This window comes from Arthrobacter sp. SLBN-83 (assembly GCF_006715285.1).
Classification (GTDB): domain Bacteria; phylum Actinomycetota; class Actinomycetes; order Actinomycetales; family Micrococcaceae; genus Arthrobacter.
In genome coordinates this window covers 3,677,080-3,688,434 of sequence record NZ_VFMX01000001.1, presented here as the reverse complement: position 1 = coordinate 3,688,434, position 11,355 = coordinate 3,677,080, and the positions used below count along the sequence as shown (strand labels likewise).

The 11,355-nt window shown below is 65.2% G+C and carries 11 protein-coding genes; all 11 read left to right on the top strand.

Annotation, left to right across the window (positions count from 1 at the left end):
- Positions 1-39 precede the first annotated feature (39 nt).
- Positions 40-243, top strand: a complete 204-nt coding sequence (locus FBY30_RS17295) for a ubiquitin-like protein Pup (protein ID WP_015937113.1) — start codon at positions 40-42, stop codon at positions 241-243.
- Positions 244-323: 80 nt separating this feature from the next.
- Positions 324-1,145 carry a proteasome subunit beta gene (gene prcB, locus FBY30_RS17290; protein ID WP_142133826.1) on the top strand — a complete coding sequence of 274 codons (822 nt, stop codon included), beginning with the start codon at positions 324-326 and terminating at the stop codon, positions 1,143-1,145.
- Between the two features lies 1 nt (position 1,146).
- Complete coding sequence (gene prcA / locus FBY30_RS17285) at positions 1,147-1,857, top strand: proteasome subunit alpha (protein WP_142133825.1); 711 nt, start codon at positions 1,147-1,149, stop codon at positions 1,855-1,857.
- A 9-nt stretch (positions 1,858-1,866) separates the two neighbouring features.
- Positions 1,867-3,231: a Pup--protein ligase gene (pafA, locus tag FBY30_RS17280; protein ID WP_142133824.1), complete on the top strand. Its 1,365-nt coding sequence runs from the start codon at positions 1,867-1,869 to the stop codon at positions 3,229-3,231.
- 131 nt (positions 3,232-3,362) lie between these two features.
- The gene (locus FBY30_RS17275; RefSeq protein WP_142133823.1) at positions 3,363-4,337 is read left to right on the top strand and encodes an FKBP-type peptidyl-prolyl cis-trans isomerase; all 975 of its coding nucleotides are present in this window, start codon (positions 3,363-3,365) and stop codon (positions 4,335-4,337) included.
- A 63-nt stretch (positions 4,338-4,400) separates the two neighbouring features.
- Positions 4,401-4,796, top strand: coding sequence for an FKBP-type peptidyl-prolyl cis-trans isomerase (locus FBY30_RS17270; RefSeq protein ID WP_142133822.1), 396 nt, complete (start codon positions 4,401-4,403; stop codon positions 4,794-4,796).
- 102 nt (positions 4,797-4,898) lie between these two features.
- A complete protein-coding gene (locus FBY30_RS17265; RefSeq protein ID WP_142133821.1) occupies positions 4,899-6,884 on the top strand; it encodes a helix-turn-helix transcriptional regulator in 1,986 nt (661 codons plus the stop codon).
- 10 nt (positions 6,885-6,894) lie between these two features.
- Entirely contained in the window at positions 6,895-7,242 is a 348-nt protein-coding gene (locus tag FBY30_RS17260; RefSeq protein ID WP_142133820.1) for a hypothetical protein, read from the top strand.
- 32 nt (positions 7,243-7,274) lie between these two features.
- The gene (gene tatA / locus FBY30_RS17255) at positions 7,275-7,550 is read left to right on the top strand and encodes a Sec-independent protein translocase subunit TatA (protein ID WP_142133819.1); all 276 of its coding nucleotides are present in this window, start codon (positions 7,275-7,277) and stop codon (positions 7,548-7,550) included.
- Between the two features lie 48 nt (positions 7,551-7,598).
- The gene (gene tatC / locus FBY30_RS17250; protein WP_142133818.1) at positions 7,599-8,393 is read left to right on the top strand and encodes a twin-arginine translocase subunit TatC; all 795 of its coding nucleotides are present in this window, start codon (positions 7,599-7,601) and stop codon (positions 8,391-8,393) included.
- A gap of 20 nt (positions 8,394-8,413) precedes the next feature.
- Entirely contained in the window at positions 8,414-11,338 is a 2,925-nt protein-coding gene (locus FBY30_RS17245) for a DEAD/DEAH box helicase (protein ID WP_142133817.1), read from the top strand.
- Positions 11,339-11,355: the final 17 nt, after the last annotated feature.

Sequence of the window (11,355 nt, the reverse complement as noted above, 5' to 3'; positions counted from 1 at the left end):
GATCCGCCGGATCTACCGAAGGAAGAAGGAGGGAACCCAATGGCAGGCCAGGAGCAGCAACAGCCGCAGTCACGCGACAGCCAGGTCGACGAAGACATCCCCGAGGCACCCCCGGCACCGCCTGAGGCGCAGGCTTCGGCATCAACCGAAGGCGTGGACGATCTGCTTGACGAAATCGACGGCGTCCTGGAATCCAACGCTGAGGAGTTCGTCCGGGCATTCGTCCAAAAGGGCGGCCAGTAACCCGGACCCGGAAGGTGGCGGAAGCCGCGGAAGGCCGGGATCTGTACCGACGTTGAAGTACCACGTTCAAGGAGTGATGAGTGCAGGAATCAACCGCCAACCAGGTAGCCGCAAACGCCACCTCGTCCTTTACGGAACACCTTCTACGGGACCGGCCCGAGCTATTGCCCTTTAACCGGTCCCTCCAAGGTGGTGCGTCCGCGGCTGCTCCGGTGCAGGTCCCACATGCCACCACCATCGTTGCCATGAGCTACGGCGGCGGTGTCCTGATGGCGGGGGACAGGCGGGCCACCATGGGCAATGTCATCGCCAGCAGGCACATCGAGAAGGTTTTTCCTGCGGACCACTTCTCGGTTCTCGGCATCGCCGGAACGGCGGGCATTGCGATTGACCTGACCCGGCTCTTCCAGGTCGAACTCGAACACTACGAAAAGATCGAAGGCACCCAGCTGAGCCTCGAGGGAAAGGCCAACCGGCTGGGGGCAATGATCAGGGGAAACCTTCCGCTGGCCCTGCAGGGTTTGGCGGTAGTGCCCCTGTTCGCGGGATTCGACACCACTGCCGGTGTTGGCCGCTTGTTTTCCTATGACGTCACCGGCGGCAGGTACGAAGAACACGAACACCACACCGTGGGCTCCGGTTCCGTCTTCGCCCGCGGTGCCCTGAAGAAGCTTTGGCGCCCCAACCTCACCGCAGCGGAGGCACTCTCCGTTGCCGTGGAGTCCCTGTACGACGCCGCGGACGACGATTCGGCCACGGGCGGTCCGGATACGGTCCGCCAACTCTGGCCTGTGGTCTACACGGTGGACAGGACGGGTGCCCGCCGGGTGCCGGAGCCGGAACTTGCCGCTGCCTCCCGCGGCGTGATCGAAGCGCGTACCATCGCCGGACGGGAGGCCTGAGATGACCCAGCAGTTTTATGTCTCGCCCGAACAGCTGATGAAGGACCGCGCGGATTTCGCGCGGAAAGGCATCGCCCGCGGCCGCTCGGTGGTGGTTATCAGCTGCGCGGACGGCATTGCACTCGTCGCCGAGAACCCCTCGCCATCCCTCCACAAGATCGGCGAGATTTATGACAAGATCGCCTTCGCCGCCGTGGGCAAGTACAACGAATTCGAAAGCCTCCGGCAGGCCGGCGTCCGCTACGCCGACGTCCGCGGCTACTCCTATGACCGCGAGGACGTGACCGCCCGCGGCCTGGCAAGCGTCTACGCGCAAAGCCTCGGTGCCGTCTTCACCGCCGAACAAAAGCCTTTCGAGGTGGAACTTGCCGTCGCCGAGGTGGGCAACACGCAGGCCGAAGACCACCTGTACCGGCTGACGTTCGACGGCTCGATCGCCGACGAGCACAGCTTCGTGGTGATGGGTGGCCAGGCTGAGAAGGTGTCATCGGCCATCGACGCCGGTTGGCAGGCCTCACTTGGCTTCGCCGACGCCGTGCGGCTGGCACTCAAGGGTCTTACGCCCGTCCAGGAGGGGGAGCAGTCGGCTGCGCCATTGCCGCCCAGCGCACTCGAAGTAGCCGTACTGGACAGGCTTTCCGAGAGCACCCGCGGCACGCGGCGCGCCTTCCGCAGGCTTAACGACGCGGACATCACAGCACTGCTGGCCTAGGAGGACCACATGGACAAGAGAATCTTCGGCATCGAAACCGAGTTCGGGATCTCTTACTCGAGCCCGGACTCCAGGCCTCTTGCTCCCGAGGAGGTGGCCCGGTACCTGTTCCGCAAGGTGGTCAGCTGGGGCCGTTCGTCCAACGTGTTCCTTACCAACGGTTCGCGGCTGTACCTCGATGTAGGGTCCCACCCGGAATACGCCACGGCAGAATGCGACGATCTTGCCCAGCTGATCGCCCATGACCGTGCGGGTGAGCTGATCCTTGACGACCTGGTGGATGAGGCGCAGGCCAGGCTGGCTGCCGAAGGGTTCAACGGCACCGTGTACCTGTTCAAGAACAACACAGACTCCGCGGGCAATTCCTACGGCAGCCACGAGAACTACCTGATTCCCCGGCGCGGTGAGTTTTCCCGTCTTGCCGAGATCCTGATTCCGTTCCTCGTAACCCGGCAGCTCATCGCCGGGGCCGGCAAGATCCTGAAGACTCCCCATGGGGCGACCTACGCGTTTTCCCAGCGCGCCGACCACATCTGGGAGGGTGTCTCCTCCGCCACCACCCGGTCCCGCCCCATCATCAACACAAGGGACGAGCCGCACGCGGATGCCGAGTTCTACCGGCGGCTGCACGTCATCGTCGGAGATTCCAACATGTCCGAAGCGACGGCCCTGATGAAGATCGGCACCGTGGACCTGGTTCTTCGGATGATCGAAGCGGGCGTGATCATGCGCGACATGCGGATGGAAAACCCCATCCGCAGCATCCGGGAAATCTCCCACGACCTCAGCGGCCGCGCCCTGGTCCGCCTGGCCAACGGCCGCCAACTCACAGCCCTTGAAATCCAGCAGGAATACCTGACCAAGGTCACGGCGTTCGTCAAGGAACACGGCGCCCACAACCAGCACGTTCCCGTGATCCTGGATCTGTGGGAACGCACGCTGCACGCCATCGAATCGGGTGATACCAGGGGCATCGACACGGAAATCGACTGGGCCATCAAGAAGAAGCTGATGGACAACTACCGCGATCGGCACGGTCTGGGCCTGGAGGCCCCCCGGATCGCCCAGCTCGACCTTACCTACCATGACATTTCCCGCAGCCGGGGACTCTTCTACCTGCTGCAGTCCCGGGGCGCGGTACGCCGGATCGTCGACGACACGGTCATCAAGAGTGCCGTGGACGCGCCACCGCAGACCACCCGCGCAAAGCTCCGCGGGGACTTTGTCCGCCGGGCACAGGAACTGGGGCGCGACTACACGGTCGATTGGGTGCACCTGAAGTTGAACGACCGTGCGCACCAGACAATCCTCTGCAAGGACCCCTTCCGAAGCGTCGATGAGCGGGTGGATGCGCTGCTGGACTCCATGGGTTGATCGGCTCCGGGCTGACGTCCAGCTTCAGGGTCTATTCTGGATAAGGTCCTTTTTAACGGGACCTCTCCACGGCACTGTCCGCCGCCACGCGGAATGTCGTATCCACCCTGCCCCGACGAAAGTTTTCCTACGTGCGCCGACTACTAGCAATCCTCCTCCCCGGCCTGCTGCTCCTGACCGCCTGCGGAGGTACAGCCTCCCAGCCCGAACCCAGCAGCCAGTCCGCCGGGGAGACTGCAAAGTTCGACTCCCTCAAGCTGACCGACAACGGCGACAAGAAGGCCCCGGGTGTGGACTTCGACAAGCCGCTGACCGTCACCCAGCCCACCATCAAAGTGGTCTCCGAAGGCAGCGGCGACACCGTGAAGGCCAACCAGGTCGCCAAGATCTCCATCCTGGCCCTGAACGGCACGGACGGATCCCAGCTGGAGGATACGTTCCCCAACGAACCTCAAAGCTTTGAGCTCAACGATGAGCTCAAGACCAGCAACGCCGTCATCTACAACGCTTTCGTGGGCGCAAAGGTGGGCTCCAGCCTTGCCCTCGCCGTCCCCGGCCAGCAGAGTGCGCCGTCGGCAAGCCCCAGCCCGTCCGACAGCGCAAGCCCCAGCGCCAGCCCCACTGCCGCTGCCGATCCCACCCAGTTGCTGATCATCAAGGTTCTTTCCGCCTCAGACCCCACTCCCGTTCTGGACAAGCCCCAGGGTGAAACCGTGTCGCCGCAGGCGGGGCTGCCCACGGTGACTGAGAAGGACGGCGTACCGGAAATCAACGTGGCCGGTGCAGCCGCGCCCACGTCCCTCGTATCGCAGGACCTGATCAAGGGCAGCGGTGCCACCGTGAAGGAATCCGACACGCTCACCGTGAACTACGTCGGCGTCAACCTCAGCGACGGCACCAAGTTCGATTCCAGCTTCGACCGTGGCCAGCCGGCCACCTTCCCGCTCTCCGGCGTCATCAAGGGCTGGACCCAGGGCCTCACCGGTAAAACCGTAGGCTCCCGCGTCCTGTTGGTCATCCCCAAGGACCTGGCCTACGGCGACGCCGGCCAGGGCCAGGCGAAGGGCGACCTGGTGTTCGTAGTGGACATCCTCGGGGTCAAGTAGCAAGACTTACAGGGACGCCGCGTCCTCCGCGGCAACCATAAGCACCGACACTTAGGAGCAAGCATGTCGTTTGGACAGCGGGAATTCGACCGCCAGAAGCCCGAGATCGATTTCCCGGAAGGCGACGTCCCCACGGAACTCGTCATCACCGACCTCATCGAAGGTGACGGCCGCGAAGCCAAGGCAGGGGACACCGTCTCCACCCACTACGTCGGCGTTGCCTGGTCCACTGGCGAGGAATTCGACGCCTCGTGGGGGCGCGGCGCACCGCTGGACTTCTGCGTCGGCGTCGGCCAGGTCATCCAGGGCTGGGACCAGGGCCTGCTGGGCATGAAGGTGGGCGGCCGCCGCCGCCTGGAGATCCCGTCGGAGCTGGCTTACGGCTCCCGTGGCGCCGGCGGCGCCATCGCCCCCAACGAAGCCCTGATCTTCGTCGTGGACCTCGTTGGGGTCCGCTGACCGCATTTAGGGACGCGGCCATGAGCGCGGCTGGATGGAGGAAGACCCTCCGTCCAGCCGCGCTTTCTGCTTTCCCCCGGGGAGTTTAGTAACGTAACCAACGTGTCCGTAACCCGCACTGAACGCCTCCTCAACCTGTTGATCGCGCTGCTCAACACCCGCTACGGGCTCCGCCGCAGCGAGCTGCGCGACAAGGTCTACCACGACACGTCCGGCAACGACGTCGCATTCGGTCGGATGTTCGAGCGGGACAAGAATGACCTCCGGGCGATGGGCTTTGACGTCGAGACATTGACGGAGCTGGGCTGGAGCGAAGACGATCCCGCCACAACGCGGTACCGGATCGGCAAAGAATCCAACCGGCTCCCTGATGTCGAGCTCGGGCCCGAGGAGTGGACCGTCCTCCTGCTGGCTTCCCAGCTCTGGGAGCGTGCTGCGCTGGGCACGGCAGCCCAAAGTGCGCTGCGGAAGCTGCAGGCATCCGGGCAGATGGCAGAGGTGGAACTGCCGGCCGGAGTCCAGCCCCGGATCAAACCGGCAGGGCAGGCCTTCGACGACATCGTGGCAGCCATGCACGGCCGGCATCCCGTGACCTTCACCTACCTGGCAGGCAGCACGGGCAAGGAAGAAGAACGGACTGTTGAGCCTTGGGGCCTGGGCAGCCGCTTCGGCCAGTGGTACTTGATGGGCTACGACCGGACCCGGAAGGCCGCCCGGCAGTTCCGGCTTTCCCGCATCACCAGTGCCGTAAGCACGCTCCCAAGAGAGCAGTACGAGCCGCCGGCCGACTTCAACATCCGGGCGGAGCTGGACCGGCTGCCTGAACTCCCGCTGCGCACCGCCGTCGTGGATGTCCGGAAAGGGCACCTCCTGGCCCTTCGCCGCCGGGCGGTCCAGGATGCCGGCGCGCAGGCCTCCGGCCGGCCCCGCGACGGCTACGAACGGCTCGTCCTGGAGTACCGCGACCCGGAAGTCCTGGCCGAAGAACTGGCATCCTACGGGCCGGACGCCCTGGCAGTGGAACCAGCCGGACTTGCCGGGGCCGTACGGCGGCGGCTGCAGGGCGCGGCAGACTTCAGCGCCGCACCTGTCCCCGCATACTCCTTCACCGACAGCCGTGCGCGCACCGGCAGGAAAGGGACCTCCGAGGACCAGCTCAAGCGAATGCTGCAGCTGGTGCCCTTCCTGGTCCACAACCAGGGCCTCCACATTCAGGATGTCGCCCGCCACTTCGGCGTCACCCGCGAAGAACTCGAGGCGGACCTCCGGATTCTCATTTGCTCCGGATTGCCCGGGGGCTATCCGGATGACCTGCTCGACATCCAGTGGGAGGACGACCACGTCTTCATCACCCAGGACCTCGACCTGAAAAAGCCGGTCCGGTTCACCGTCGAGGAGGCGTGCGCGCTGCTGACCGGGCTTGAGACACTCAATGGGCTGCCTGACCTGCCGGGCGGGGGCGCCCTGGAATCGGTCACCCTGAAGCTCCTGGCCGCCGCGGGGGAGGAAGGCCTGCGCGCTGCTTCCATCGCCGGCCCGCAGGTGGCTCCCGCGGACGCGGAAACGCACGCCACTGTCCGCCAGGCCATCGAGTCCCGTTCGCAGCTCCATCTCACGTACTTGTCACCGCAGCGGGATGCGGTCACGGAACGCGACGTTGACCCACTGCGGCTTTATTCCCTGGACAACACGTGGTACTTCGAAGCCTGGTGCCACCGGGTGGACGGCCTAAGAAACTTCCGCCTGGACCGGGTGCAGGACGTGCACCCCAACGGGGCGCCCGCCGGCAAGGCGGGGGAACGGGACAGGGGCGTCCCGGCCAAGCTGTTCACCCCGAACGACGACGACACAACCGTCACGGTCCAGCTCACCCGGCAGGGGAGGAGGCTGGCGGAGGATTATTACGCGGAGCGGACAGCCGAACTTCCGGACGGCGGCCTGGTGGCAGAGATCCGGTTTGGCAGTACGGGGTGGCTGCCGATGTTCGTGGCCCAGCACGGTGGCGCGGCCCGCATCCTGGCACCCGCCGATGTAGCCGCCGCCGCGCGGGACTGGCTGGCGGCCGCCCTGGACAGTTACGCCGGATAGACTTTTCATCATGCCTTGGTGGTCCTGGATTCTCATATGGGTGGCGCTCGTCGCCGTAGCCCTTCTTTTCTATGTCCTGCTGGGCATCCGTCTTTTCCAGCAGTTCATGGCGACCATGAAGGACCTCAGCGCCGCAGGCGCGAAACTGGGGCACCTGGGCTCCATTGAGGTCCCGGACGAAACCGGTGATTTGTCACGTACCGTGCCGGGCTCTGCCGTTTTTGCCTCACCCGCTGTCATGCGACATGATTACGAGGCATCCAAACTGGCCCGGCGCGAAGAACGCCGGCGCAGGCGAGTGCAGCGCAAAAAGGACCGGGGCCAGCCGCAGGCGCTCGGAGATCTCGACTTCACATAGAAGTAGGATGTAGTTAGAGGAAAGGATTTCCCGTGGGAAGACTCTTTGATGGCCCCTGGCCAATCGTAATCATCATCATCGTTGCTTTGCTTCTCTTCGCCGCCCCCAAGCTTCCGGCCATGGCCCGCAGCCTGGGCCAGTCCATGCGGATCATCAAGTCCGAGGTCAAGGAAATGAAGAACGACGGCAAAGCCGACTCCACCACCGACGCCTCCGGGCCGGTGGAAGGCACCATCGTGAACCACCCCAAGGCGAAGCCCGGTGAGCCGACAGACGGCACTGACGTTCCGCCGTCGACCCGCGCCTGACCTCCCGTGGCACTGTCGCGGGCCCGTAAAGCCAATCCCGAGGGGCGGATGTCGCTTTGGGAGCACCTCAAGGAGCTGAAGAACCGGCTGATTAAGTCGGCAATCGGCGTCGTCATCGGCGGCATTGGGGGCTGGATACTTTACGATCCGCTGCTGAAGGCACTGGCGGAGCCGGTAAACCGGATTTCGAATGAGACCGGCGGCCTCGCAGCCATCAACTTCGGGACCATCGCGTCGCCCTTCGACTTCAAGCTGCAGATGTCGCTCCTGATCGGGGCTGTCATCTCCAGCCCCATCTGGATCTACCAGCTCTGGGCGTTCATTACGCCCGGTTTGACCTCAAAGGAGCGGCGCTACACCCTGGGCTACATGGCCGCCGCCATCCCGTTGTTCCTGGCCGGAATCTGGGTGGGCTGGCTGGTGGTTCCCCAAGTGGTCCACGCGCTGACCCAGTTCACCCCCGCCGGTTCTTCCAGCGTCATTGACGCCAGGACCTACATCGAATTCGTCACCCGCATGGTGCTGATGCTCGGCCTGGCCTTCCTGGTGCCCGTGGTGCTGGTGGGCGTCAACATGGCGGGCATCGTGTCCGGCCGCACCATCCTCAAGGCCTGGCGCATCACGGTTTTCCTGGTCTTTGTCCTGGCTGCGATCGCCGCACCGGGTGCTGACGCCATATCGATGTTCATGCTCGCGGGACCGCTGCTGGCACTGTTCTTCGCAGCAATCGGCATCTGCATCATGAACGACAAGCGCCGCGACCGCCGCCAGGCCCGGCAAGTGGAGGAGACCGAGGCCACCGCCGACATCGCCACCCCAAGCAGCGAGCTCAAGAAGCTCTAGGCTGCCGTTAGGCTTGGGGTATGTCCTCCACCACCGGACCCTTCTCCACCGGCCCCATCGAACCTGAAGAGCTGTCTCCCGCTGAGCGTTACCGTGCCAGCGCCGAACGCAGGGCCGAGTCCGCCACCCCCCTCGGAGCGTTCAGCAGGACCCTGGACTTTGAGCTGGATGACTTCCAAAAGCAGGCATGCCGTTCCCTCCAGGAGGGCAGGGGAGTACTGGTGGCGGCCCCGACCGGTGCCGGCAAGACCATCGTGGGGGAATTTGCCATCTACCTCGCCCTGCAGCGTGGCCTGAAGGCCTTCTACACCACGCCCATCAAGGCACTCAGCAACCAGAAGTTCAGCGAACTCACCGAAAAGTATGGTGCGGACAACGTCGGCCTCCTCACCGGGGACACCAGCATCAACGGTGATGCCCAGGTGGTGGTCATGACCACCGAAGTCCTGCGGAACATGCTGTACGCGGAGTCGGCCACCCTGGACGACCTCGGCTACGTGGTGATGGATGAAGTCCACTACCTTGCCGACCGGTTCCGGGGTGCAGTGTGGGAGGAAGTCATCATCCACCTGCCAACCGAAGTACAGGTCGCCTCGCTCAGCGCCACCGTCTCCAACGCGGAGGAATTCGGCGCCTGGCTGGACACCGTCCGCGGAGACACTGACATCATCGTTTCCGAACACCGGCCGGTGCCGCTGTGGCAGCACGTCATGGTGGGCCGGCAAATCATGGACCTGTTCGCCGGGGAGACCACCTTTGACGAGATCGCCCCGCCCGTTGAGGATGAGGACCGGCAACCGGTCAAGCCCGGCAAATCTGCGGACAACGCCAAGGGGCGCGGCTTCGACGTCAACCCGGACCTGCTCACGGTGGCGCAGAGCGAAACCCAGCAGAGTTTCCGCAGCCGTCCAGGCCCCGGAGGCCGCGGCCAACGCGGCAGGCGCGGAAACGACCGCCTGGGGCGGGGCGGAGAGCCCAGGGGCGTCCGGCCGGCCAGCCGCCCCCAGGTCATCGCGAGCCTGGACCGGATGGACCTCCTCCCCGCCATCACCTTCATCTTTTCCCGCGCCGGCTGCGAAGCAGCGGTGGCCCAGTGTGTTGGTTCCGGCCTGTGGCTCACCACGGAAAGGGAGCAGCGGATCATCGCCCAGCGCGTCGATGAAGCCGGGCAGGACATCCCGCCGGACGACCTCGACGTCCTGGGCTTCTGGACCTGGCGGGATGGCCTGGTCCGCGGTTTTGCCGCCCACCACGCGGGGATGCTGCCCACCTTCAAGGAGGTAGTGGAGAAGCTCTTCGCCGACGGACTGGTGAAGGCTGTCTTCGCCACGGAAACCCTTGCCTTGGGCGTCAACATGCCCGCGCGTTCCGTGGTGCTGGAAAAGCTGGACAAGTTCAACGGCGAAGCCCACGTGGACATCACGGCGGGCGAATACACCCAGCTGACGGGCCGGGCGGGCCGCCGCGGGATCGACATCGAGGGCCACGCGGTGGTGCTGTGGCAGCCCGGAACTGACCCGACGGCGGTGGCAGGCCTGGCATCCCGGCGCACCTACCCGCTCAACTCGAGCTTCCGGCCCACCTACAACATGAGCATCAACCTCCTGGCGCAGTTTGGCCGGTCCCGGGCCCGCGAAATCCTGGAATCCTCCTTTGCCCAGTTCCAGGCCGACCGCTCGGTGGTGGGGCTGGCCCGGCAGGTACGCAGCCGCGAGGAATCGCTGGCAGGCTACGCCAAGTCCATGACCTGCCACCTGGGTGACTTCACCGAGTATGCCCGGCTGCGGAGGGAACTCTCCGATGCCGAGAGTGCCACATCCCGGACCAAGTCACGGGTCCAGAAATCGCTCAGTGGGGACTCCCTTGCCCGTCTCCTGCCGGGGGACGTGGTGAACGTTCCCGGCGGACGTGCCCCGGGACCCGCCGTCGTCCTCAGCTCCGACCACGGCAGCCGCGAACCCCGGCCTGCCGTGCTCACGCTGGACAACCAGTTGCGCCGCATTGGTACGGATGACCTGGAAGGTCCCATCGCGCCGGTGACCCGGATCCGCATCCCGAAGTCCTTCAATGCCAAAGTGCCCAAGTCACGGCGCGATCTTGCGTCCTCCGTCCGGAACGCGCTGCGTGAGAACCGGCCGCCCGCTCCCGGGCAGAACCGCAACCACGATTTCGGCCGTGGCGCCGCCTTCCCCAACCAGGAGAAGCGCATTGCCGCCCTGCGCCGGGCCCTGAAGGCGCATCCCTGCCATGGATGCAGCGAACGGGAAGACCACGCGCGGTGGTCGGAGCGCTGGTGGAAGCTGCGGCGCGAAACGGACGGGCTGGTCCGCCAAATCCAGGGCCGGACCAACACCATCGCCAAAACCTTCGACCGGGTCTGCGATGTCCTGTCCGCCTACGGATATTTGGAGGACACCGGGGACGGCGGGCTCAAAATCAGCCCGGATGGCCAACGCCTGCGCCGGATCTACGGCGAGAAGGACCTGCTGATCTCGCAGTCCCTGCGCCTGGGCGCCTTCGATGACCTGGACGCCGCCGAAGTGGCCGCCCTGGCCAGCGTGCTGGTATTCCAGGCCAAACGCGAAGACCGGGGACTGCGGCCGCGCATGCCCAGCGTCTCCCTGGAAACTTCGGTGGACATCGTGGTGAGGGAGTGGTCCGCGCTTGAGGACGTGGAAGAGGAAAACAAGCTTCCGTTGACCGGCGAGCCTGAACTTGGCCTGGTCTGGCCTCTCTACAAGTGGGCCCGCGGCCGCCACCTGCAGGATGTCCTCAGCGGCACCGACCTTGCGGCCGGCGACTTTGTCCGCTGGGTCAAACAGGTGGTGGACCTCCTGGACCAGCTGGCAAAGATCCCCGGCCTTGATCCGCGGCTGGCACGGCTTTGCGCCGAAGCCATCAACCTCATCCGCCGCGGCGTCGTGGCCTACTCGTCCGTCCTCTAATCCCGTATTTAACACCG